This is a genomic window from Saccharopolyspora erythraea NRRL 2338 (assembly GCF_000062885.1).
In the GTDB taxonomy this organism is placed as follows: Bacteria; Actinomycetota; Actinomycetes; order Mycobacteriales; family Pseudonocardiaceae; genus Saccharopolyspora_D; species Saccharopolyspora_D erythraea.
This window is the reverse complement of record NC_009142.1, coordinates 6,205,442-6,232,037: the sequence shown is the minus strand read 5'-3', so window position 1 is coordinate 6,232,037 and position 26,596 is coordinate 6,205,442. Positions and strand designations below refer to the sequence as shown.

Genomic DNA, 26,596 nt, shown 5'->3' with positions numbered 1-26,596 from the left:
AAAGGATCACCTTGATACGAGGAAATCTGCGGTTTGCTGGCTCCCGGAATCGTCAACATGGGTGAGGATCCGCGATGCGGAAGGCGGTTCGGCGCTGGACCGGACGTGGCATCGGCGAGTCAACGTGCCTGACTTCTACGTGTTCTGAGCTGAACGAGGGCTTGGGTGCCGTCGCCGCGGAGTCCACGGGGACGGTATCTCTTCATCGGGGGCCGGCCGCCTCGCCGGTCGGCATCGAAACGGAGGCGTCACATGCCCACCTATCGCGGTAGCTGGCGGTTGACCGTGGTCGGCAAGGAAGCGGCGTGGCCTCAGCGCGTCGTGATCAGCGGTTCGGTCAGCGGCATCGTTCCTGGCGAACCGGGTCGCACCGTGGTGATCGCGGGCGACGAGTGGCATCTCGTGGTAGAGCACGACGACGGCGGCGGCTGGAAGCGCAGTGCGCAGGTGATTCAGCGCCCGCTGAACCGCACCGGTGACCAGGCTTCGCAGGTCATCGTGTCCAAGGACAGGTTTTGGGCGCATGACTCGACTCCCGACGACCTGGTGGTGAGCCTGGAAACCGTCGGCGGTCCATTGTCGGTCGGCAAGCTGTTCGCGGCTGATGCCGACCGCCTGACGCCGCGCGGGAGCGGCTCATTGCGGTCCGGCGACGGTGAGCAACTCCTCGGGGTCGAGATCACCAATACCGGGTTCGAGAGTTTCGGATACGACGCCGTGCTCGACATCTCGCCGCGAGGCCGCTCTGAGCTGGCCGGTTGCGGGGTGCTGGTCCAGGACAAGTGGCGTCCGGCGCTGCTTCGCGCGACGGGGCAGGAGGTATTCGAAGGAGCCGTGTCCGTACCGCCACTGGAGGTTGGAGAGAGCACGACGGTCTACTTCCCGGTCGACTGCGCACAGGCGAGCAGTGCCGCACCGGAGGTCGAGTTCGAGCTTCGCCACCGATCGGGCGTCCGGAGCTTGCGGAGTTATGGCACGGCGTCGATCACCGTGGAGGGGCGGGCGAAGGATCACCGCGACGGTGGCGCTGCGAGTCCGACGGAGCAGCCCCGTGGCCTCGCGCACCCGGCAGCGAGCCCCGCGCTCCGTCAGGAGCCCGGTCGCGCGGCAGGCCACAGCACGGCCTGAGTACGCGCTGGTCGACTCAGGTCGCCTCCGCGGGCTTGAAGGCCGCGCGCCCGCAAGCCAGCGCTCGAGCGGATCGTCACCTTCGTCCTTTCCGTGGTCGATGTCGTAGGCGGCCGCGGTGCGACTCCGCCTCCGCGCGTCCACCTGTTCGGGAGCATTCCCCGCAGCTCCCCGTGCTGTTGCGAATCTGTCGACGACCGACAGCGAGTTGGGAGCAGGTCGGCGCGGCTCGTAGCGGCGTTGCTTCCTCTTGATTAGACACAGCAACGACGTGCCCCTTCGCGCAGCCCCGACCGCACCCGCACATCAGTACGAAGAGCGCTTTTTGCGGTCCTTCACGAGACTTTCGCCTTCAGCAGTTCGGTGATGTGCTCGGAAAGGGCGTTGATGGTCGGGCGATCCCAAAGGACCGTTGGCGGCAGGGCCAGTCCGTACCGTCGCTGCAAACGCGCTCGCATCGCGACCGCGATCACCGAGTCCACGCCGCTCTCCGGTAGCGGCCGGCGAACGTCGACCTCGCTGATCGGCTGTTTCAGTTCCTCCGCCACCTGGCCGATGAGGTCGGCGTTGATGTGCTTGCGCAGTTCGTCATGGGGCAAGCTCGCCCATCCCTCGACAATCGACGGGCCCTCGTCCGGGCCGGTGTCGCCGGAGGCGGTCAGTTCGCTCAGCACGGCCGGGCGTGGGACGTTGCCGGGAATCGGAATGGACCGGAGGACAACGGCATAGGGTAGGTCGAAGCGGGATACGAACTGCCACGCCTGGAAAGCTTCCTCCGGAGTGAACCCGTCGATGCCGTTCGCGCGGGCTTCGGCCATGCTCGACTCGATCGAGGCGGCCATACCGGTGTTGAGCCACGCCATCCATGCGACGCTGATGGTCTCGTGACACCCGGCAGCGCGTCGGTACGCGGCCAGTGCATCGAGGAACGAGTTGGCTGCCGCGTAGGTCACCTGGCCTGTGGTGCGGGCGAACTGCCCGGATGAGGAGAACAGGACGAAGAAGTCCAGCGTGCCCGGCGGAAACTGCTGATGCAGCGCCATCGCCCCGCGTGCCTTAGGGCTCATGGTGCGCGCCAAGCCGTCCGTGTCCATGTTCTCGGCGAGGGCGTCGTTGACCACACCGGCCGCATGTACGACCCCCCGAATCGGCGGCAACCCGAGCGCGGATGGCGTCAGCGAATCCGCGACCTGGCCGGGATCGGCGATGTCGATGGCGACCACGCGGACCGTGGCCCCGAGGTATTCCAACGACCGAACGGCCTCGATCCGGGTCCGGGTGGTGGCGTCGGTGACCGCGTCCCATTCGTGTCGGGGCGGCAATCCATTCCGGCCGGCCAGCACCAGGCGACGTGCACCGCGTCCCACCAGCCAGCGCGCAACCTGAAGGCCGATCGCACCGAGTCCGCCAGTGACCAGGTATGTGCCGTCCGGGCGGCATTCCAGTTCGGAGCGCGCTGGTTCCCGCGTCACCGGGACCATCCGCTCCACATAATCGCCGTCGTCGCCGACAGCGATGATGTCTTCGCCGTCGAGGGGCGTGCCCAGAACCAATTTCAGCAGCCTTTCCTGGCTCCGCACGCCGGATTCCACGTCGATCAGCCCGCCCCACAGGTCGGGACGTTCACCCGAGATGATCCGCGCGGCACCCCACAGCGGCCGGTGCGCGAGTGCCGTGCGGTCATTCCCAGCCCTGACGCCTCGGGTGATGCACCACAACCGCACGTTCTCGGTGGCGGTCCGCGGCAACCGCTGGGTGGCGCGGATCAACGACCAAGTCGCACGTTCAGCCTGATCAACGGGGTCCTCGTCGTGTGTTACGACGCCGGGTGCGATCACGATCAGAGCGGAATCGCCGGGACTGGGCTCCGGCACCGCCTCCGGGGTGGAGATCCGGCGGCACAGGATTCCTTGTTCCTCCAGGAGCTCCGCGAAACCTGTCGTCACCGGGTCGTCGTCCCCGATGATCACGGCCCATTCCGGCAGGGAGCCGATGTCCGGCTCGGAGGCCAGCGGTTTCCAGATGATCTCGTAGGCCAGATCACGCGGAGCGGCCATGGTGCCGGGTGCCCCGTCCAGCACGCCGAATCGGAGTCCGGTGGTTTCGGCGACCACCCGGCCGCTCTCGTCAGCGATGAGGACGTCGATCGTATCCGGTGACTGTACGGAAGCCCGGGCGTGCACGAGCAAGTGGCTCGGCGGATTGCCGGATACCGCGAATTTGCGGATGTGTGCGGGCATACGTGTCAGGTCGTCGTCGGGCAGCAGCAGCGGCGTGATCGTCAGCGCGGCGTCGAGCGCTTCGGCCCAGCTATCGCCGTCGCAGTGCAGGGAGGCAAGGAGCTCGCCGTTACCCGTGTGCAGCGTCTCGACCTTCCATGGGAAGCCGTAACCGTCGACCCCGCGAGCGCGGAACCATTGATCGAATTCATCCCAGGTCCACTCTTCGCGACTGCTCACCCGTCGGATGACGGCTTCTTCCAGGTACTCGGTAGAGAGCCGGGAATGGTGGTCGGCCACAGCCGTCGTGTGGGTGAGCCAGACGTGCTCGTCGGAACTGTCCCCGTCGATTCGGCTGGCCAACCGGAGGTTGCCCTCCTGAAGCACGACCTGGAGCGTGCGGGGCACTTCGACAGCGATCGGGATGCGCAGTTCAACGTCGCTCAACGCGGCGGGCTGATTTCCTTCGGAGACTGCCTTGATGAACGTGTTGAGCAGCACGGCGGCAGGCACGATTTCCACACCGTGGACGGGGTGCTGGTCCGGGTATGGGCGGCTGTCGAAGTCCAAGTGTGTTTCCCACACGCTGATCGGCGACGAGCCGCTGACCGAATGCCGTGCGCCCAGCAGGGTATGGCTGTCAGGTGCGTGGCCACGACCTGAGCCCTGCGCGATCGCCGTATTCACCCAATAATGCTGATGTTGCCAGGCCATCGTGGGGAGGTCGACGAACGCGTCGCGCGGGTATTGCCGGGACCAGTCGACAAGTCCGCCGTGGCAGTGCAGCTTCGCCAATCCCATGAGTAGCTCGTGTTGTTCGTCCCGGTTTCGGCGCAGGCTGGTATGCACAGCGGCGTCGATGTTCGAGGCCTCCAGGGTTTCCCGGATGGAGTGGGCGACGATCGGGTGTGTGGACACCTCCAGGAACGTCCGGTGCCCATCCTCGATGGCGGCCTGCACGGCTTCAACGAAGCGGACCGGGTTGCGCAGGTTGCCGACCCAGTAGGCGTCGTCCAGAGGCACTTCGGACCGGGGATGATCCTGCGACGTGCTGTAGAACGGGATGATTGGCGTACGCGCCGTGATGTCACGCAGCCGGTCGGTGAGTTCCGGCGTCAACTCGTCCATGTGCGCGCTGTGGAATGGGACTTCGGTGTCGACGCGCTGTACGAGCAACCCTTCTTCGGTCCACTCCCGGACGATCGCGTCGACGGCGTCGCGGCCACCGGAGATCACAGTGGACCGAGGACTCGCCGAGATCGCCGGTACGACGTCATCGCGGTCGTGCAGGCGGCGTTCGACCTCGTCGAATGGGAGTGCGACCATCGCCATGCCGCCCGTTCCCTCGGTGCGCCGCACCAGAACCGATCTGCGGCACACGGCCTTGGCCGCGTCCAGGATCTCTACCGCACCGGCGGCCACGGCGGCGGCGTACTCTCCTACCGAATGGCCGATCACGGCAGCCGGGCGGACACCGCGCGTATGCCATAGCTTGGCCAGCCCGGCTTGGATCGCGAAGGTCACGGGGTGGGTGACCGCCACGTTGGTCCAGTCGCCTTCCGCGATCGCCGCACGAATCGAGAACTCGGCCTCTCGCCGCACAACCGGCTCGAGCATGTCGATCACGTCGGAGAAAACGGGCTCGGCTTCGAGAAGTCGCCGCCCCATTCCGCTCCACTGGGCACCCGCTCCGGAAAACACCCAGACTGGGCTGGCGTCCATATCCGCGCGAGCGAGGACGGCGTTTCCGGATGCTTCACCGGCGGACAGCGCCCGCAGTTCGGTGACGAGCTCATCGCGGTTGCCGGCCACCACAGCGCCGCGCCAGGTCAGGTGCGAGCGTCGCCGCGCCAGCGCTGCCCCCACGGAGTCCGCAGTGGTCTCGGGGTGGGTCTCCAACCAATTGGCGAGTTTGCCGGCCAACGCGCGCGCCCCGGCCTCCGACATTGACGAGAGGGGGAAGAGACGCGGGTTGCCGTCACTGGACGTGTCACGCTTCTCAGGCTTGGTGTGGGCGGCGGGGGCTTCTTCCAGAATCATGTGCGAGATCGTTCCGCCGATCCCGTAGCTTGACACTCCGGCGCGGCGCACTCGTTCCCCCCGGGGCCACGGTGTCGTGTTGGCGACCAGCTCAAGCCCCGAGTTCTGCCAATCGACTTCGGGGGTCGGCTTGTCGTGCGGGCTCGGGGGGATCTGTTCGTTCCGCAATGCCAGCACGGTCTTGATCAGACCCGCGACCCCGGCGCCGGCTTCCAGGTGGCCGATGTTCGGCTTGACCGACCCGATGCGGCACGGCCGGCCGGTGGGACGGTTCTTCCCGTAGACGTTGGCCAGCGCGTTCGCTTCGAGTGGGTCGCCGGTGGGCGTGCCGGTTCCGTGCGCTTCGACGTAGTCGACAGTGGCGGGATCGATGCCGGTGCGGTCGCAGACCTGGCGCAACAGGTTCTCTTGCGCGTCCCCGTTGGGCATCATCATGCCGTTGGTGCGGCCGTCCTGGTACATGCCGCCGCCACGGATCAACGCGAGGATCCTGTCTCCGTCGCGTTGGGCGTCGCTGAGGCGTTTCAGGACGATGACGCCGGCGCCTTCGCCTCGTCCGTACCCGTCCGCGTTCGCGTCGAATGCCTTGCTCTGCCCGTTCGGGGAGGTGGCCCCCGCGGAGTCCAGGGCAACGGCGAATGAGGGCCCGGCCATCAGGTTCACGCCACCGGCCAGGGCGAGTTGCGTTTCCCCGCGCCAAAGGTTTTGGCACGCCGTGTGGATCGCGGTCAGCGAACCTGCGCAGGCGGTATCGATGGTTAAGCTGGGGCCGTGAAAGTCCAGCGCGTAGGAAACTCGGTTGGCGATGCCGAACAATCCGGCGCCGTTCAGCGCCCACGCCTGGAGGTTTGGGATGTCGTCAAGCAGCCGCTTGCCGTAGTCGAACGCGCTCGCACCGAAGACCACGCCGGTGTCGGTGCCACGTAACCGGTGCGGAGGAAGCCCCGCGTTCTCCAGCGCCGCCCAAGCCAGCTCCAGCGTGATCCGCTGCTGCGGGTCGATGTAGTCGGCTTCGCGCGGCGTGACACCGAAGAAGTTCGCGTCGAATCCCGAGATATCGTCGAGGTAGCAGCCCAGCTGAGTGGTGCGACGGAGGACTGCTCCGACCTCGGGACAGTGGGAGTCGTATGGTGCCCACCGTTCCGGAGGCACTTGCCGGACCGCATTCCGGCCCTGGAGCAGGAAACTCCAGAATCGCTCGGGTGAGTCGAGATCCGGGGCGAACCGGAAGGCCATTCCGATGATGGCGATAGGCTCGTCGGCGGTGGCTTTGACCGCAGCGTAGGTCGACATCAGGCTGCCTCTCCTGGTTGAGCAATCGGGCGAGCGAACAATGAGATCGGTTTGGGCATTCGCATGGCGGTTGAGGTGTGTCGGTTCTTCTCAAGACTCGTTTCAGAATGATCGGCATGCCTGATGCCGGTAATGGTTGATCAACTTACGAATGCTGCTTGGGGATCGAGGTATTGGCGCCGGATGCATGAGGGCGCGGGTGAAACCGTTGCCACCGGCGAGTCCTCCGCGTCGGGATCGGCACCCGGGGCGGTTGCCGGCCGAGGATCGGGCGGCGCTCCACAACTCACGACGCCGGCCTCGGCAACGGTCAGATGGCCCTATGCGCGCACTTCGCCCGACTACACCAGTTCAAACGTCCCGGCGCCCGCTACGGACGACGAGCCGACGTCCATCTTGGACTCCTCCAATCCGGATACGTCCTGATCTGCTATCGCCAGATCCCGGCATCCTTCTGAAACGAGTTGGAAGGCGCGGCCTGTACTGGCTGGATGTCCAGTGTGGTGGGAGGCGCGGGAGGGTAACGCTGTCCCGTCCGGCCGCGAGGGTTCCCTTTGCCGGGTTCCTCGCGAAGGAGGATGCCCCAACCGATGTCCCTTGTCAGTGGCGCGGGATCCGCAGCGGGACTCTTTGCCCGTTTCTCCAGTATCGGTTGCCTGACTGGGCAGCACGGCTTGTAGTGCACGCTAGCCCGGGGCTTTCATGGCGGTGAGGGCTCTTGGTGCGCCGTGAGCCTTGGATGGTGCCTGACCTGCGGCGTGTTCGGGCCGTGGCCTCGGATCCGCCCCTGTCCCCGCTGATCACCGTACTCGCCGAGGATGCGTTCAGGCGGTGACGACCATCCGGGCGGCGCGTGCGGCAGCTCTGCCGAGCCATGGAAACTCGCCGGACAATCCACACCGGATCACGACACCAATGCCGATGAACCCGGGATCATCGACCTCGATGCCACCCTGGTACCCGCGCCCTCGGGCGAACAACACGCCGCACCGACGTTCGACAAGATCTTCGGTCACCATGCGCTGGGCGCCTGGGCCGACCACGGGCCGGCCGGCACCGGCGAGCCGTTGGCGGTCATCCTGTGGCCGGGCAACGCCGGCAGCAACCCCCGCCGCTGACCACAAGCAGGCGATTCCAATCGCATCTGGGGCGAAATCGTTGTCCTGGCAACAGAACCCGCCACTGGATGCAGACTTTCGCCCTGCAGGACAACCAAGCTCGCCGCTGGGAATCCAAACGGGAACGTCCTACTGTCCTTTTTGGTGTGCCCCGGAGTTTGTCTCTGCTGAGGTTGTGGGACGCGCGCACCTGGGAAGAAGACACCGTGTCGTGTGCGACTCGACCCGGGAGTGGATAGCCGGTTTCTGCTTCGCATGTTGACCAAGGCGGTCCGGTGTTATTCCGGCGACGGGTTTTGCACGGTCAGATCGGTTCCCATGGTATGGCGGGTTGCCGGTTCCGGTTCGTCGACGCGCGGTGGAGAGGCCGGGTGCCCTTTCGCGCCGATCGCCGGGCTGAAAGGGCAGTCTTGCCCATTTTTCACGTTTGGCGGCTGCGGGTACCGGCACGCTCTTGTAGGGCGTGTGAGACCGCGAGGACGAGGACATTGGAGTCTGGTGAGGAGCGATGCCGACAAGGGCCGGTGGTTTCTGTGGCTGGATCCGTGGCGGGCGCCTGAGGCGGCGGATTCGATCCCGCCACCGGAGTCGGTGCTGGGGGTGTGGCCTTCCGACGGCGCCGGCGGTGTGGGTCGGTTGCGCGTCAACCCCGACTACGTTCCCAGCGCTGATGAATCGCCCACGGATGCGGTGGACGCGATGTTGCGTTCGCTGATGAGGCGTGGAAGCGACGCGGCCGCGTATCTGCAAGCGGTGTTGTGTGATGTGTCGTTCGAGGTCGCCATGAACGGTGACGGTCGTGCGCTGGTGGTGCGGTCGCGGGACGGATCCGCATGCCTGGTCGTGGCGACGGCGGAATCGCATCGGCGACGTGTCTCGGCTCCGGCGTGGTGTCGTGTCGATCTTCCGGGAATCCTCGATCTGCTTTCTGACGGTGGCGAGGTGGCGTTCAATCCGGGTGGTCCGGCATCGGTGTGCGTGGCGGATGCGTTTCTCCGTGCGTCATGCACTCTGACTCAGCAGGACATCCTCGCGCTGTACGCAGAATTCCGCGAGCAGAACGCGGATGGTTGCATTCTTCCGTGGCGGTTTGGCGATGATGGTTCCGTCGGGTCGGTGGTTGGTGCCGTTTCGCGGACTGCGTGGCCTGTTGTCTCGCGTTCTGGTGTCAGTGGCGTTTCGATGTTGAATTCGTCTTGGTAGTGGGTGGTTGTTGTGGTTGTTTCGATTAGGTTTACGGAGGAGCAGAGGAAGCTTTTGTTGGTGGTGTTGGGTGATGATCCGACGGATGCGGATGAGGGTTGGTTGTTTTGGGTGGGGGAGCAGTTGGAGGTGAAGGCGGTGGATGTGGCGGAGGTGGGTGTGGTGTTGCGGGAGTTGGTGGGGCGGGTGCTGTCGGAGTTTTCGGGGAAGGCGGCGGATCGGTTTGAGGAGCAGTGGGTGGGGTTTGAGTTGTTTTTGGAGCGGGGTGGGGCGGTGTTGTCGGGGGTGGGGGAGAAGGTGCGGGAGTGGGCGTTGCAGGTGCAGTATTTGAAGTTGATGACGTTGTATGGGTTGAATTTGTTGTTGGCGGAGATGGCGTGGGCGGTTGCGATGGCGGCGTTGTCGTTTGGTGCTGGGGTGGGGGCGTGGTTGGCGTTTCGGTTTGCGGTGATGCGGTTTTTGTTGCGGTCGTGGTGGGGTCAGTTGTTTGTGCGGTTGGCGATGGCGGAGGTGGCGGGGGTGGGGGTGCAGTTGGTGCTGGATCCGGCGGTGCAGGGGACGCAGATCGCGATGGGGACGCGGAAGCCGGATGAGTGGGATGAGAAGGCGACGGTGGATGCGGTGGGTGTGGGGGCGGTGAGTGGGTTGTTTGCGTTGCCGATGGCGGCGTTGGGGAATGTGGTGGGGAATGCGGTGTCGGGGGTGTTGGTGCGGGGGTTGGGTGGTGCGGTGGATGAGGAGGTTTTGGTGGCGGCGGCCAGGCACGCGGTGGCCGAGCATGCGGAGAAGTATCCGATCTCGGCGATGGCGCGTTTTGCTGACGCGGTGGGGCAGAGTGTGAAGGATTATGGGGGGATGTCGTTGGGGGGGATGTGGGCTGCGCGGGTGGGGTCGGGGTTGGGGGAGGCGATTGGTGAGGGGTTGACGGAGATGTTTGGGGAGTGGGCGTATACGGGGGAGTTTAATGTGTTTTCGGGGACGGCGGGGTCCTTTGATCGTGTGGGTGAGTGGGTGGGTGAGATGGGGGGGTTGGGGTTGGCGGGGTCGTTGCTGCCGGGTGGGGGGAGTCCGTATGTGGCGTCGGGTGCTGGTTCGGGTTCGGATTCGGATTTGGCGCCGTTGGTGGGAAAGCCTTCCGATCTCGATGATGATGCGGGTGATGATTCCGGGTATGACTCGGGGTATGGGTCGGGTGGTGATTCGGATGCGGAGTCGGTGTGGTCGGACGAGGGTTCTGGTTCGGGTTCGGGGGTGGAGGTGTCGGGTCCGTTGGGCGGGGGTGCGGGCTGGTCGACCGGCCCCGGCCTGGGGGCGGGTGCGGGTGCGGGTGTGGGGGAGTCGGTCTCGGCCGGTGGTGGTGTGTCCGGTCCGGGTGGCTCGTCGACCGCGGGCGCGGTGGCCGGGGCTTCGGCTGGGGGCTTGGCTGGGGGGTCGGAGACTTCAGGGGGTCCGTCGAAGGGTGCGGCTCCGGCGGTCGGTGGCGGGGTGTCCGCGGCCGCGCAGCCGGGTCCCGGGACGGGCCCGGTCGAGTCGAGCGGTGGTCCGGGTGTTTCGCCGGTTGGTGGTGTGACGGGTGCCGTTCCGGTGTCGCAGGGCTCGGTTTCGCAGGGCTCGGTGTCTTCTGGCACTGGTCCGGCGGCTGGGGGTGCTGCTGGTGGGGAGCACGGCCACGGCCCTGGTGTGTCGGGTTCGGGTGCGGTGGCCGGTGTCGGGGCGGTGCCGGCAGCGTCGGTGGATGGTGGCCCGGTTGTGTCTTCTGCGGGTTCGCGCACCGGCGGGGTGGTGGATCCCGCGACCAATGCTGGTGAGGTGTGGGCTGGGGATGTGGAGGGGGTGCGGTCGCAGACCCCGCCGCCGCCCTATACCGAGTTTGACACCGGGGCTTTCTCTGCCCCGGATGTGAGTGTGCCGCCGCCCGCTTATAGCGAGACCGAGCCCGGAACGGTCCACAGCGGACAAGATGGGTCTGGTGTGGACTCGGCCGTGGGTGCCGGCGATGGCTCTGGGGCACAAACGTCGGTGCCGGGTGCGGTTCCCGTTGGTGGCGCGACCGCGGTGGGGTCGGGTGCTGCGCCGTCATTGGCGGGGTTGCCGTCGGGGGGGACCGAGGGGGCGCGGGTCGTGCGGGTGCCGGAGCCCACCACCGGTGCGGGCACGGAGGGTGTGTCGGCGGAGCAGGTGCGGGCCCAGCTCGGCACGGGCGTGCCCTCGGCCGGTGGGCCGGTGGTGGTGGCGTCGCAGGCGGCCTCTGGTGGCGGTGTGGTGATGTCGCCGGAGCAGGCCAAGACGCTGGCGCGCGAGCTGAACAACGACGTGGTGGTGCTGACGCCGGGGCGTCGAGGGCCTCGGTGGATGCGGTTCCCGGCCAACGCGGCCGACGGCTTGGCGGTGCGCCCGTCCAAGCCGGACACCTCACCGACCGCCACACGCACGGATCTGGGCTCGCTGACGCACGCCTCGACGGCAGCCCCGGAGACCGCCAAGACCCCCACACCTACGCCGACGGGCCCGGAGACGGTGACGGCGACCGCGGACGGCTCGACCGGTCACACAACCACGACGATGGCCGCCGGCAAGCCCGGGGATCTCGCTCGTCCGGCCGACCGGGAGTCCACTGCGGACCGTCGGGGGGCCGGCGCATCGAGGAAGCCGGTCACGGCCCGGGGGCACGGGCGCTCGGTGACGCTTGATGAGGGCCGGTTCCCGAAGGATGAGTCGGCGTTGACGGTGTTCGCCGCGGGCTCGGCGCGGGGGAGGTGGATCGAGGGGCGGCTGCTGTCCGGGGAGGCGCTGGATGCCGCGCTGGCGGCGAGGCGTGGTGGGGACCGGCGGCCGTTGCGGTTGGTCGCGTGTGATTCGGCGGTTGGTGGCTGGGAATCGGATGCGGGGCGGGCGGCCGTCAGGAGTGGGTTGCCGGTGCTGGGTGTGCGGGGTTGGGTGTGGCAGGCCAAGCGTGGGGGCCGGTATCCGGAGGGGATGGCCAGCGCTGCGATGGTGGATGGCAGTGGGCGTCCGGTGTTGCCTCCCAACGGCGGTTATGTGTTGTTCGTGCCCGGCAAGCCGGAACCGTATGACCTGGGTTCCTATGTTCCGGTGAGTCTCGGTGAGGTGGTCGCCGCGGTCGCTGCCGGTGACATGGCACGGCTTGACGAGCTCATCGCCAACGCTGAGGCCACCGCCATCACCGCGGCCGCGGTGGGGCGTATGTCGACGACCGGTGACGCCCACGCGGCGGAGGTCTACAACGGCGCCGACACCGACTGGGCCCACTGGGCCGACACCGACACATCCCACACTGCGACCGGGGAACAGACCTTGGCGCAGCAACGCGTTGTGCTCGGAGCGGCGTTGAAACGTCTCCGCAAGGCGAAGAAGTTGGCGCAAAGGGATATCGCGACTTGGTTGAAGGAGGGTGGGGAGGATCGGGGAGCCCAGTCGACGGTATCTCTTATAGAATCCGGGCGCTATCCTCCGAATAGGCGTGAACTCCTTATCATGCTGAATGCTTATGGGGTCTCGAGGGAGGAACGAGCGCGGCTCCAAGCTCTCCATGACGCGGTCGACTCGACGCGGAGTGCTCCTGAGTCGGATCGGAAACGCGCTGAGTTGGGGAACAAGCTCAAGGAGTTTCGTGAAGCCGCTCGGTTGACTAAAGCCGGAGCGGCGAGAGCGGCGAGTCTGAGGGTCAAGCAGGGCGGTAATGCTATTAGTCGGATTGAGAATGGAGGCATTCCGGAAAAGGAGCAGCTGCGCGCGCTACTGGAAGTTTATAGGGTCCCGGAGGAGGAACGAGAGGAGCTCGAAGCTCTCCGTGACGCGGTCGATCCGACTCGGCTCAGTGGTGTATTGGGGGCGAGGCTCAAGTTGCTGCGTGAACGGGCCAAGTTGTCTCAGTGTGGCGCAGCAGCTGTGTCGGGGGTGAGTCGGACGCGTATCTCCGCTGGGGAGACTGGGCGCGCTGTTCCGAGTGTGGAGCAGCTCGGTGCGTTGCTGAATGTTTACGATGTTTCTAGTGAGGTGCGTGCGGAGGTTGAGGCGCTTTGGCGTGAGGCGGTTGCGAGCGGCGGTGATGGGGCTGCTGTTCCCGGTGCGGGTGAAGGACATGCCGGGGATGGTGGGCCGGAGGCTGAGTTGTTGCGTGAGTTGGATTCTTTGTTGCGGTGGCTGCATGCGGCGCCGGAAGTGTTGCCTGGTTTGAGGGTGCAATTGGACGAGTTTCGGGCGGATGTGGCGGAGCTTGTTGTGCGGGGATGGCCGGTTCCTTATGTGGAGGCCCAGTTGGGTGTGGTGCGGGGGTTGGCGGAGCGGGTGCGGAGTAGTGCGTTTGGGTTTTCCGAGGAGGAAGTGCGTCGGTTGGGTTGGGAGGTGCTGCTGGGGCATGTTGAGGTGGCCCGCGAGAGCTTGTTGCAGTGGGACGAGGGAAGTGTGGCGCGGTGGTTCGCGGCCGCGGATGAATTTTTGGGGCCGTGGCGGGCGTATGAGCCGTTGCGGGTTTTGATGGCGCATCACTTCATGCTGAGCCCGGGTGACCAGGCTGGTGCGGAGGCCTTGCGGGAGCAGTTCAGGCCTTATGTGCCTGGTGGTGTGCGTGGCGGGGCGGGACCGGAGCCGGACGGCGACGGGGTTTCACGGTCGCCGGTGCAGGCGGCGGAGGGTATGGCGTCGGACGGACTCGAGGGACCGGCCGATGCTGTCCGGGAGGAGAATCGGCAGGCCATGCTGGCTCGACTCGAGCGGTTGGCTGCCCCCACGGACGACGGCATTGAGCTGGGGTCGGCAACGGAACGTATTTCGTTGGGGGCGAGGCTCAAGACGCTTCGTGACGCGGCTGGGCTGAGCCAACGTGACGCGGCAACCCTGTCGGGGGTCGACCACAGGGAGATTTCCCACTACGAGCTTGGCGAGAGGGTTCCGAGTGAGCAGCGGCTCGGTGCGCTGCTGGACGCTTACGACGTGCCGGTCGCGGAACGAACGGAAATCGAAGCTCTCCGTGACGCGACTGTTCCGATTCCTGGTGGGCAGAGCCCCAGTCAGTTGGGGTCGAAGCTCACGATGCTTCGTGAAGCCGCTGGGTTGAGCCAGCGTGCCGCGGCGACTCAGATGAGGATTGACGGGATCAACCAGGCGAGTATTTCCGCATTTGAGTCTGGTCGGGCTGTTCCGAGTGTGGAGCGGCTCGGTGCGCTGCTGAATGTTTACAGGGTTTCGATTGAGGAGAGTGCGGAGGTTGAGGCTCTCCGGGATGCGGCTGTTTCGGTTCCTGGCGAGCAGGAGTTGGCTCAGCGACGTGGTGTATTGGGGGCGAGGCTCAAGTTGCTGCGTGAACGGGCCAAGTTGTCTCAGCGTGGCGCAGCAGCTGTGTCGGGGGTGAGTCGGACGCGTATCTCCGATTTTGAGACTGGTCGCGATGTTCCAAGTGTGGAGAAGCTCGGTGCGTTGCTGAATGTTTACGATGTTTCTAGTGAGGTGCGTGCGGAGGTTGAGGCGCTTTGCCGTGAGGCGGTTGCGAGCGGCGGTGATGGGGCTGCTGTTCCCGGTGCGGGTGAAGGACATGCCGGGGATGGTGGGCCGGAGGCTGAGTTGTTGCGTGAGTTGGATTCTTTGTTGCGGTGGCTGCATGCGGCGCCGGAAGTGTTGCCTGGTTTGAGGGTGCAATTGGACGAGTTTCGGGCGGATGTGGCGGAGCTTGTTGTGCGGGGATGGCCGGTTCCTTATGTGGAGGCCCAGTTGGGTGTGGTGCGGGGGTTGGCGGAGCGGGTGCGGAGTAGTGCGTTTGGGTTTTCCGAGGAGGAAGTGCGTCGGTTGGGTTGGGAGGTGCTGCTGGGGCATGTTGAGGTGGCCCGCGAGAGCTTGTTGCAGTGGGATGAGGGAAGTGTGGCGCGGTGGTTCGCGGCCGCGGATGAATTTTTGGGGCCGTGGCGGGCGTATGAGCCGTTGCGGGTTTTGATGGCGCATCACTTCATGCTGAGCCCGGGTGACCAGGCTGGTGCGGAGGCCTTGCGGGAGCAGTTCAGGCCTTATGTGCCTGGTGGTGTGCGTGGCGGGGCGGGACCGGAGCCGGACGGCGACGGGGTTTCACGGTCGCCGGTGCAGGCGGCGGAGGGTATGGCGTCGGACGGACTCGAGGGACCGGCCGATGCTGTCCGGGAGGAGAATCGGCAGGCCATGCTGGCTCGACTCGAGCAGTTGGCCGGCACGGGGGAGGATGGCGCTGGTCCGCGGTCCGCTGTGGACACCGGCGACAACCGGCAGGGTGTTGATGAGTATGCGGGTTCGGTGACGGCTTCTGAGCCTGGTTCGGAATCTGATTCTTCGTCGGTCGCCGGCGTCGAGCACATCGAGGAGTACGAGCACACCGATCAGGACGACAGTAGTTCCGCCCCTTCCGGAACGAGTGCGCGGGACGATGCTGAACGCGCGGCTTACGAAGCCGCCGGGCCGCTGGTCACGGCTGCCTTCGGAGGTCGTGAGGAGTCCGCGGCCGCGGTGTTCCAGGAGCATCGTGAGGCGATCGGCCGCTGGTTGGTAAAGCATGCCGGGACTCCTCGGGCGGTTCACGAGTTCACGGCCATGTGGAACGAGCTGGAGCGACCGGAGCCGGAGTCGGCAGAGCGCCGTGCGGCACCGGACGAGGCGGTCGCCGCCTTCCGCCACCTCTCGGTTTGGGCGCGTGAACTGCACGGTTCGGTGAACCTGGGGGCAGCCATCGCGGCCGGAGCCGAGCAGGTTCGGGACGCGGCCCGGGCGACGCTCAACCTTCCCGGCTCGGAACTCGTTGGTGAAGCAGGTGCGCGAGCGGCACGAGTCGCCGCGGCGATGGAGGAAATGGTCGCTTATCGGAGCTACGAAGACGGGATGACGCCTGGCGCCGCGCAGGCGCCGGAGTTCGCTTCGAAGCTCCGCGACACGTATCGGCGACTGCTCAGCGAGGACGCCTTCCAGCAGGAGTCCGAGGTCGAGCGCTTTCTCTCGTTTTACGCGGCACCGTTGCAACGGGCCACCACCTGGCTGGAGTCGCTCGGTACGGCCGGCCGGGAAATGGCGAAGCGCCGCGACCAGGCCCGTGAGTTGTTCGGCGCAGACTTCGCCGACCTGGCGCGCAGCGACGCGGAGCGGAACCTGCTGGATGACCTGGTCGACTTGGTGGCGCACCGCAACGTGGGCGCTGAGTGGGAGACGCCTCCTGACGAACTCCGCGCTCTGGCGCGGGACATGCGCGAGGACTTCGAGGAACTGCGCTGGGTGGTCGACGTCCCTGCTCCCGTGGCCTTGGATCGGGTCCTGCACGCCCGGTGGCATGAGACCGTCGAGGTCGCGCGCACGACGCTGGGCACGCTGACGGAGGGTCAGCGCACCATTGCCTACCGGCTCGCGTCGGCGTTCCTGGGTGAGCCGCAGCCGTCTCGGCTCAGCGCGGACGCACACGCGGCGCATGCCGCCTGGCTGTACGACTGGGCTGTCCGCTACCGGGGGACCGACGAGGCGGCGAAGCGGTTCAGCGGGTGGAACGGGCACGTTCTGGCGGAGATGCGGGTCACGCTCGACTGGCCGAGTGTGGTGTCGGATCCGTCGGTGCAGTACTACCGGTCTCGTTCGCCGGTGTGGGCAGCAGCGCGGCAGGAGGCGTTGCGCGCAGTCAGGCGAAGTATGCGTCGCGGGGCGGAGTGGCTTCGTGAGCAAGCCAGGACCCTGCTGGCTTTTCCGTCGTCGGGGCCGCGACTGAGCGGTGAGCTGGCGCGACGCAGAATCGGCCTGCAGCGTCGGGTGACGGAAATCCTCGCCTGGAACCTCGAGGTGCTGAGAGATCCGGCGCTGGTGCAGCCGAAGGCGGTGCGCATCCGCGCTGAGCTGGACCGGATCGATGAGGTGGCGCAGGACGGGAGTGCTGCGCGAGGCGTGCACGCCATGATTGACGCCTACGAGGCGAGCACCGAGGACGCGTTCGTGTCCGCGTCCCTCGGGCTCGCCCTGGTGGATGTGGACTTCGGCCAGTACCGCGACGATGGCGGGAGGCTGCTGCTGGCATCTCGTTTCGGGCTGCCCGGAGCGCCGTACGGTCCGGCGGAGCGTGCACTGCTCGATGACCTGGTCAACCTTCTCGCAGTGCGCATGGCGTCGGGAATGCCGGAGTCCGCCGCACGTGATCTCGCCGAGTCGCTGGCCAGAGATTCCCACATGCCACGGACCAGGACGAATCCACCGGACTACATCGCTCGAGAGATCGTCGAGCGCCTGGCTGATGAGGCAGGACTGGAGTCGGCGGCCGACGGTTCGGCATCCGCACCCGGTGCGGATGCCGAACCGCCGGCCGCACCCAGCTGGCTGACTGAGATCAACGCCTTCCGCGAGCAGTACGCACGGTTCTTCGACGAGCTGTGGGCTGATGCGGGCGCCCGGTCGTTGAGCGAGGTCGAGTACGCAACGAAGCTCGGACATTCGGTGTTCGGCGACCTGAGTGGCCTGGAGGCCGCGGCCGCTGAGGTGGCGGAGGACCTGGTATTGGCGCACGGGGAACTAATGCGTCGGCACGGGGACGGATTCGAGGAGTCCGGCCCCGAGCGTGCCGATGCCTTCCGAGCGGACTGGGGCTCGGAGTTCCACACCGGGCTGCGTGCCGTCGCGGGCAAGGTGCTCGGGCAGCTGTTGCCGGAAGAGCCGGCCCCAGAGTCCGTCGTACGCGCGTTCAGCCGGGTTCCGCGTTGGCGTGAGTCGATCGACGAGGCCTACGCCGAGCTGCACTCGCTGGTACCACGGTGGCTTGACAAGGCCCGTGAGGAGCTTGGGCTGCCGCTGCCCGAGCCGGAACTTTCCGGCGGGCTGGAGTACGAGGCCAGTAAGCTGCGCGACGAACTGGCGGCGCTGGTGGCGTTCGAGGCATCGGGGTCACCTCGGAACCTGCTCAGGTTGTGGCAACCGGGCGACGACATCAAAAAGTTCGCGGAGGGACTGCGTCAGGAGTACCAGGAGGTGCTCACACGTGCGACGAACGATCCCGATGGCGCGCTGGTACTGGAATACTTCAGAGACGATTGCAGAGCCAGGGTCGACGAGGCAAAGGAGGGACTGGACAAGCTCTTCCGGAGCGTCCGGGACCGGTGGATCGCGCGGGGTCGAGAGCAGCTCGGCGGCGAAACCTTCTTGCCGGAGCTCAGCGAAGCGAGGAGCCAACTGCTGGACGACCTCGCGGTCACCGTCGGGCACCGCATGCAAGATCGCTCGAACCAGGCGTTGGCGTCGGCGGTGAACCTGCTTGCCGAGAACGACTCCGAGGTGCTCGAAACATGGCGCGGACAGGGGCATGCGGATCTCGGCGCGGTTCTGGCGCAGTCCGCGTTGGAACGGGATGCGTCCGACTGGGTCGCGCGCCTTGCTGGATATGCGCCGCATCTGCGGGCCGACATCCGCTCGGCACTGCACGCACTCGCGACCGTCGAGGCCGACACCGCGCAATACTGGCGGGAAGAGGGCGCGCGTGAGCTGGTCGTCTCCGACGACGAGCACGTGCCGGACGTGGTGGCCTCGATCGCCGGCTACTGGCTGCTGGCCCATCCGTGGCCGCAGGCAGCTGATCTCGCGACGCAGGCACGGGAAGCCTTCAACGTGCTGCGCGACCGGTTCGACCCGCCTCTTGAGGTGGTGGAGGCTCTGCTGTCGGACGATGCCGACGACTCGGACGGATCGCTCGACTACGACAGCGCTTCCGACGGCTGGTTCACTCCCGACACGCGGGATATCGACGAGATCGATGCCTATGTCGATGCGCGAGCGCCGATGGCGGAGGGTGTCTGGAAGGGAGCTGATGGCCGGGACCGGCCCGGTGATCCGCAGACATGGCGGGACTGGATCGAGCACGGGGAAGAGTTGTACGCCTGGCTGGAGAAGGCCCGGCGCATGGGCTGGTGGCGCGGCCGGCTGCTTGCTCGAATTGCGGCCTTGAAGGCTGAGTACAGGCTCGGTATGACCGGCGAACTGGCCGAGCCGCACGAGTCGGAGCCGCGGTTCGAGCTGGCAGCGGAGCCGCCATACACACCGGAGCACGTCGCGAACCTGCGCGATTCGTTCGGCACGTACGCGCTGGAGGTGCTCCTGCCCCTTGCGGACATGCTGGGCGACGGGCTTGGCGACTTGGGGGCCGCCAGCGGGGTGCGCAGGATGGCGAGGAGCCTGGAGCGCGATGTCCGGCGATTCGTAACTGCCGTACACGACCTCAGCGCGCGCGCGGAGCGAGACGGCTCCGTGCCCGCCCAGGAGTTCGAATCGCTGGTGAGGTGGGCCGGACGGATACAAAGCTTCGTAAGCCGAAACCTCGATGGCTTCGGCTTCCTACATTCTGATCGCGACGCTGCGAATGCGTTGCCGAGGGTGATCCACTCTGACATTCGTTTCAACGTTTTGTTGGCCGCGTCGGATATTCCGGGGAGGCTGGTATCGACGGTTCGTCCGCGGTATGCCTTCGATGCGGCAGTGGTGGAGGTTGACCCCAACGCTCTACGGCGGTTGCAGGATTCCATTCAGGCGGAGGGGTTGCTGTGGCGCGTTGACCGCGAGTTGCTCTTCCGGAAGGATAGTCGGACCCCTGCGGAGATCAAGGAGGCGAGGGGGTTCGCGCCGCGGAGCAGCGATTTGGCCGTGTCGCTGTGGGGCTACCAGCAGGTTCCCGGTGAAAGCGGTTTGGTCTCCGTAAGTCGAAGCGAGAGCCTTGCCGCCGAGTTTCGCATGGGTGGCGTGCATTATGAATCCGAGTATGTATATGAGATCGACGCGTTGGGCGGAATCGACTTGGTGGCGACGCTGGGTCGCTGGACGTTACTTCCGTACCAGCAGGAGGTAGTGTTTCCCGGCGGTATTCTGTGGGAGTTCGTCCGCGGTTGGAGAATGGTTCGCGACGGTAAGCTGGGCGAGTTCACCCCTAACCCGGATTACGATCCGCGGGGGGCAAGTCCGTCGGAGTCGGTAAGTTCGCCGGAGCCATCTGGTGCGCCCATGGTGGTGCGCGCCGACGGGGATCAGGGGTTCGTCGTGGGTGTGCCCGGGGTGTCATATCCGGGTCCGAACCGTCCGGATGTGCTGTCTGACCGTTCGCCGCAGGAAGGCCCGCTTCCACCGGTGGTGAACCGCGGGGATTTTGAGATCGAGATCGTCGATGGCACGCCGCATGTCCGGCTTTACACCGTCGTGTCCATGCCGCAGCTTCCAGATGGTGACGTGGCGTCGGGCAAACCGCCGGCGGCTGATGTCGGCGATGTGCAGCAGGACCCGAGCACGGGGAAGATCCTGATACTGAACGCCCGGCTGGGCCGTCCGTTGTCGGTGTTCGTGGGTCGGCCGTTGTCGGCGCTGCAGGTGTTGGCGGCCGCGGAAGCGGAGTTGGCGGAGTCGCAGCCGTGGCGCTCGGCGGTTCCTCCGGTAATCCGGTCGTATCTGGTGCCGGTGGATGTGGTGCGGGAGTTGAGCGGCGGTGCGGTGGCGCCCGAGGCTTATCCGAATCAGGCGAACGGCCGGGTGGCGAATGTGTGGCCGGAGTTCGGTCCGAACTTGTTCGCGGTGCCGCAGTCTTTGGTGGGCGAGCTCGCCGCTTCGGTGGCCCCGAATTCCTTGGTCACCTACACCTCGGGCTTGGGCAAGGAAGAGTTGCTGCGCGGCGAGTGGGCAGGCGCGGTCGAACACATCGATGGGCTGCGGGAGCGCTTGGGGGTGCCGCGTACGGAGTTGCTGCCGGAGTGGCGTCCGTGGCCGACGATGGACGAGCTTGATCGTGGGTCGACGTGGCGAGTGCGGCGGGTCGGTCGGGGTCTGCGGCGGCACTACGCGACCTGGCAGGAGGTGGTGTCGCAGCCGGGCGGCGCCCCCTCGACGTTGCCGCCGGACGAGTCCGTCCCGTTCGAGGAGCGCAAGGTGGCTCTGGAGGAGTTCGTCGCGCGGCATCTCGGTGCGGGGATGCTGGGGCGGTGTGTTGATCACGGCCGCGGTGGGTCGTGTGTGGTGGATGAGTTCATGGAGTCCACGGTGCGGCCGTGGGCGGATCAGGCCGCGATCGCCGAGGTTCTTGCCGAGGATCACGGCAGGATGCTCAAGGATCTGAACATCACCGGTAAGGGGGCGGAGAACGATTTCGCCGCGTTGCGTGAGCAGCGGCCGGAACGGGAGGCTCATCAGCGGCGGGTGGGTGCGCGGATCACCGAGATGTGGCGTGATGAGGGAGCATCGCCGCATGAGATCATCGACTATCTTGTCGCCAAGTTTCCGGAGTTGTCGCACAAGTACGACGAGATCACGGTCTGGAATGAGCGGTATACTTATTACGAGCATGCGCAGATGGTGCTGGGTCAGTATTTGAAGCTGGCGCGTGCGGAGGCGGCTGAGGATCGTCTTGTTCCCGTTGATACGGTCGTGAAGGCGATTCTGTTCCACGATATCGAGAAGGACAACGCGAAGCGGCAACAAAGATCTCGGTTTGAGCAGTATCGGGACGAGTTCGCGGATTTTGGTCGGCGGGGCGAGGAGGCGGCTGCCGAGTACGGCGACGAGATGGCGCGGATTGCGCGCGAGGCGGGGGCTGGTCGGCATGATGCTGCCGCGGAGCATGTGCTGGCGGTGGACATGGTGAGGCGGTATGGCGGGATTTTCGCCGATGATCGGCAGTTGGCCATTGCTGTTGATTTGATTGATTCGGATCCGTTCGGGTTCTATTTGATGGGTCGCCATTCCGCGGATGATGTGTTTGAGTACATCGCGAGGATGGCGTTGCGGGTGTCGGGTGATTCGGGTGCGAGCTTTGGTTCGGTGCCGGAGCTTGCGGAGAGTTCGACGCGTGATATTCAGCGGTTGTTCAACGAGTTCCACCAGTACTATCAGGCGGACTTTTCCTCTTACACCAGCGACAGCACGTACCGGAAACGAGAAGGATCGGAGCCGCTGAACGGCCTGCCCACATTCGACCGGTACCTCGGCTTCCGTGATGGTAAGCTGACCAGGACGGCGGATGAGCGGCATTTCGAGTATTCGGGTCGGTATCGGGAGAAGTTCGCCGAGCTGGCCGCGATGTTCGCCTCGCCGGAAGCCGTCCGGGCGTCGTATGAGCGGATAGCTCCGCCGGCGTCCGATGCTCAGTCGCCGTCCGGTGCTCAGCGGGCCTCCGATGGTGAGCTGGAAGCGGGTCCTGAGTCGGCGTCCACGGCCGTTGGTGAGGGTGTTCGGGGTCGGCACAGGCGTCGGTTCAGTCGTTGGCTGCGTAACTGCTTTGGTGCCGATTCTGATTCCGAGGGCCAGCGTCTTGAGGGGGCCGCGGTGCCGACGGCGGAAGTGGCTTCGCCGTCGGTGAATGAGGCTGATGTGCGGGTGGTCCGTGATGCGGATGGTGAGGTGGCGCTGGTCGGTTTCCTGAGCCGGGAAGGTGATGAGGCGGCGGTTGCGAATTTGGCGCGGCGGATGCCGGCCGGTGGGCATCGCACGTATCGGGCGAAGACACGTGTGGGGCCGGTGGCGGTGACTCGGCGTCGGCGGGTTCCGTGGCCACGTCAGCGTCCGCCTTTGTATTTGTACGTGCACGGTGACGGGGTCAGCGGCCGTGTGGGCGGCGGCGCGGTTGGTGCTGCGGCGTTCGCGCGGATGGCGTGGAGCATGAAGGTGTTCCAGGAGGCCGCGGTGCAGCAGCGGCCGATCGTGTTGCTGTCCTGCGATGCCCGATCGAATCCGGTGCGGGATGCGGGGTTTGCGTCTGAACTTGCGAAGGAGTTCGACAAGCGTGGCCATGCGGGCGGGTTGTGGTCGGTCTTCGGCAGCCCGATGGTGGTGGATACCCGCGGCAGGCTTGATCTGCGGGAGGGAAAGTTCGTCTACCACGGTGAGCGGCCGGCTTCTACCTCGGGTGGCTTGCGGTCCTGGCTGACGGAGTTCGACCGCGGCCGTCGCAGCACCCCGGCCGCGCGTGCGATCTTCGACGGCCACGGGCGGCGGTTGTCTCTCGGCGAATCCGACGCTGTCAGCGACATGGAGATGGCCTCTTCAGCCAGCCGTGCCGCACCGCAGTCCGGCACGGTCGACGACATAGAGATGGTTGCTTCGCCCCAGCAGGGGCAGCGCGGCACGGAAGCCGGCCCTTCGCACGGTTCCCGGCAGGCTCGGTCAATCGAATCGCTGAGTGTTCCGGAAGCTCAGCGGATGGGGTTGGTGCCGCATGCGTTGGATTACCCGAAGCGTATTTCCCGTGCGAAGCCGAAGCCGGATCCGCTCGCGGAGAATCTGGGTGTATGGGAGCGGATCGGGGAGCTGCGCTCGGAGCTCGGGCAGGCCGATGGGGCGGACGTCGACCGGATCAGGGCGGAGATCGACGAACAACGCGCGCGCTTGAGCGGGATGTTGGATGCCTTCCTTGCCGCGGCGGACGCGGGTCAACTGGCGGATGCCATCGGCGCGCGGTTGCAGCTGATCGATCACCTGCGGGCGCGTCGGCGGGAGTTGGTTGAGCAGGGGACGGTGCTGAGCGCGCCGGGCTGGGAGGTCGAGCATCTGGATGAGCAGCTTGTTCATGTTGCTGATGAGCGGGAGGTGCTGGTCAGTGAGGTGGCCAAGAGGAGGTTGGTCGACCGGCCGTATCAGTGGATGGTGCCCGGCGCGCGTGATTTGGAGGTCGTGCGCTGGTTGAAGGCGTTCGGTGAGACGGGCGAGCGTCCGGATGCGGAGTTGGTTGGCGCCAGCGAGGAGCAGCGGGTTGTGTTCGACGGGTTGGCGGGGCGGCCCGGGGTGTCGTGGCGGGAGTTGAGTGAGGCGCAGGTCGCGGCGCTGGTGGTGGTGGAGCGCAAGGGCCGGGCGCAGCAGCGGCGTGATGAGGAGCGGTTGCTGGCCAGGCTGCACCGGGGTGGCGAGGGGATGGAGTGGGCGAAGGCCTATCCGTTGAACGACCGCGCGGAGGCCAGGGTGTTGCTGGAGGACGTGCGGCGGCACATGAACGAGAACATGCTGCTGGCGACCAACTACAACTTCATCACGCCGCGAGGTGTTCTTCCTTTCATGCAGGCGAGGCCGATACCGGACGACGCTCCCATCCCGCTTGACAAGATATGCGACGATCCGCGCCAGGAATTCCGGAGCCTTTGGGAGATCATCAAGTCTGAACGCGACTTTTTCCTTTTGCGGCGCGGTGCTCACGAGGAGAGACTGGGGTATGCCGCGACGCTGCAGTGGGACCGGGCCGAGCGCATGTTCCGACCAGATCGCGATCAGCGGGCCCAGCTGCCCAAGTACGCGGCGTTGGTGTCGGCCTACCAGACCGACGGCAGTGCCGGCGATCGGTACGGGGCTTTCGTGATGTACTGGGAGCCGGAGGTGGCGAACCGTGCCACCTACACCCCAGCCGACAGCATCGCGGCTTCGGGGGCCGCGGGCATCAACGGTGTGACGGGGGCGAATAACAAGCTGGGGTTGCTGGCCGAGGCTTCCCCTGACGTCGTGCGGCTGGCTTTCGCGCAGGCCACCGACTTCCGCCATGAATCCGAGGAGTTCGCCGAGTGGGTCCGCAACGAGGGATACAATCCCGACTACATTCCCGGCACGTACCACGGTGAGTACATCGAGGCGCAGATCCACGGGTCGCTGCGCTGGACGGATCTCGCGGCGGTCGTGATCAACTACCGCGACAGCCTCGAAGACGGGGCCCCCACGTTGCAAGAGGCTGAGCGGGTCAGAACCAGGTTGCTCGCACACGCGCGCAAGCACGCTTACGGCTTCACCGTGGTGCTGCACAAGATCGGTGACCCGCCGCCTGGTCCGGAGCTGTTCGACCAGATCAAGGCGCGTGCCGATGTCCGGCAGGCCGCGGACAGGGGCGAGCCGATCAGCGCCGTGGAGCTCGCCGCGAAGTACGGCAAAGACCTTTCATGGGCGTTCGAGCAGATTTTCGCCGTCGTACGGGCCGATGTCCGGCAGGCCGCTAGGCAAAGACGACCGCGGGCGGTCGACTCGCTCGTCGAGCGTTTCGCGATCAGTCCTGAGGATGCCGAGGAGCAGATCGCGATAGACGCACGAGAAGACCTCCGCCGCGTTGCGGACAAGTGCCCGGAGGACCACTATATCGACGCCGCGGTAAACGCCCCGAAATTCGGTAAGGACCCCCAGTGGCTTGAGGATCGAATCGCCGACGCGGCACGTGCTGATGTCCGGGAAGCGGCTGACGCCGGCCGGCCATACACCAAGGAAGATCTGGCGAAACGCTGGAAGAGGAGCCACAAGTGGGCTAACGACCAGATCAAAGCCGCCCTGGCTGCCGCCATCCGTGAGGCCGCGGATCAAGGTACCCTCTTGACCTCCGATGACTGGGGCGGCTCCTACCAGGAGTGGGTCACGCGATACAACGTTCACATCACATTGGTGCGGGATTCCACGTCGGCGGCGGTGAGAGCGGACGTGCGGGAGGCGGCGGAGCATGGTTCGCCGCACCGTCGGGCCGAGCTGATCCGAAAGTACGGCCCACGTCATCACTGGCACCTCGCTGGGTACCGCTATGCACTGCCAAACCATGACCGGGTGCCAGTCGGTTCCCCACCGAATCGTCAGGAGTCGGACGCGCGCGCCGAGGTGCGGGCCTCCGTGGACCGCGGCGAGCCTTATCCGGTCGAGGCTTTGGCGAAGCGGTACGGCAAGAGCCGCCGTTGGGCCTTCGAACAGATCGCCGCCGCCGCACACGCCGATGTGCTCGACGCGGCGGACCGCGGCGAACCTTACTCGGTTGAGGCTTTGGCGGAGCGGTACGGCATGAGCCGCCGTTGGGCTGCCAGCCGTCTGCGCGGCGCGCATGCGCTCGTGCGGGGTAGGTACGCCCGTGCCTGGGAAGATGCGTCCAGCACGGCAGCCAGCGGAAGTCCCCGCACTGCTGTTGAACTCGCCGAGCTGCACGGCATCACCGTTGAACAGGCACAGGAGCAGATCGACAATGCCGCAACCGGAGACGCGTACCGCGCCGCGAAGCGCGGCGCACCCTACACGGCCGCGACGCTGAGCCGGCGGTATGGCATGAAGGGTGCGAGCGGCGTGCTGTGGGCGCAACGCCGGATCGAGGTGGCCGCATACGAATATGCCCGTTTGCTGGAAAGCACCGGGGCCGTTTCAGCTTTTTGGCTGCAGCACCACTTCAATCTGCCGGAGAGTCAGGCACAGCAGGTGCTTGCGCGCGCCGCCCGCGCTAATGTCCGCGAGGCGGCCGACCGTGGTGAGCCGTATACCGACGATGAGGTCCTCGATATGTACTCGACGCCGGACGGGACGCCGACCGAGTTGGCCTGGGTAAGAACGCAGGTCTCGCTCGCCGCCCAGGCTGATGTGCGGGAGGCGGCCGCTCGCGGCCGTCCTTACACGGCCGAAGAGTTGGCCAAGAAATACGGCAGGGACGAGGTCTGGGCACAGGCTCAGATCGAGGCCGCCGCGCGGGAAGCCATGAGGGAAGCGATCGCCAGCGGCGAGCCGTGTGATGCCGTGGAGTTCTTCGAGAGGTTCGGTGTGCCCGTCCGGTGGGCCAAGGAACAGATCGAGTACCTGCGTAACATGCCAGAGCATTCCGATGCGGACACTGAGGTTGGGTGAGCCCAGCGGCCGCCGGCCGGT

General features: G+C 66.2%; 5 protein-coding genes. 4 read left to right on the top strand and 1 reads right to left on the bottom strand.

All coding sequences use genetic code 11. The features are described 5' to 3' along the window. Positions 1-252 precede the first annotated feature (252 nt). Complete coding sequence (locus tag SACE_RS26500; protein ID WP_011874748.1) at positions 253-1,128, top strand: hypothetical protein; 876 nt, start codon at positions 253-255, stop codon at positions 1,126-1,128. Positions 1,129-1,463: 335 nt separating this feature from the next. Here SACE_RS26500 and SACE_RS26495 read toward each other — a convergent pair whose 3' ends face one another. Then, on the bottom strand, positions 1,464-6,680 hold the full coding sequence (locus SACE_RS26495; protein ID WP_009944722.1) for a type I polyketide synthase: 5,217 nt from the start codon (positions 6,678-6,680) through the stop codon (positions 1,464-1,466). 818 nt (positions 6,681-7,498) lie between these two features. Here SACE_RS26495 and SACE_RS26490 point away from each other — a divergent pair. The 3 genes from SACE_RS26490 to SACE_RS26485 all read left to right on the top strand — a co-directional run bounded on the left by SACE_RS26490 (position 7,499) and on the right by SACE_RS26485 (position 26,575). Next, positions 7,499-7,798, top strand: a complete 300-nt coding sequence (locus SACE_RS26490; RefSeq protein ID WP_009944723.1) for a transposase — start codon at positions 7,499-7,501, stop codon at positions 7,796-7,798. A 498-nt stretch (positions 7,799-8,296) separates the two neighbouring features. Beyond that, entirely contained in the window at positions 8,297-9,001 is a 705-nt protein-coding gene (locus tag SACE_RS37980) for a type VII secretion system-associated protein (RefSeq protein ID WP_157355923.1), read from the top strand. Between the two features lie 60 nt (positions 9,002-9,061). Beyond that, on the top strand, positions 9,062-26,575 hold the full coding sequence (locus SACE_RS26485; protein ID WP_269453551.1) for a helix-turn-helix domain-containing protein: 17,514 nt from the start codon (positions 9,062-9,064) through the stop codon (positions 26,573-26,575). Positions 26,576-26,596: the final 21 nt, after the last annotated feature.

Coding starts and splice junctions, on each gene's coding strand:
- SACE_RS26495 (WP_009944722.1), bottom strand. CDS start 6,680: ATGTCGACCTACGCTGCGGTCAAAGCCACCGCCGACGAGCCTATCGCC.
- SACE_RS26490 (WP_009944723.1), top strand. CDS start 7,499: ATGCGTTCAGGCGGTGACGACCATCCGGGCGGCGCGTGCGGCAGCTCT.
- SACE_RS26500 (WP_011874748.1), top strand. CDS start 253: ATGCCCACCTATCGCGGTAGCTGGCGGTTGACCGTGGTCGGCAAGGAA.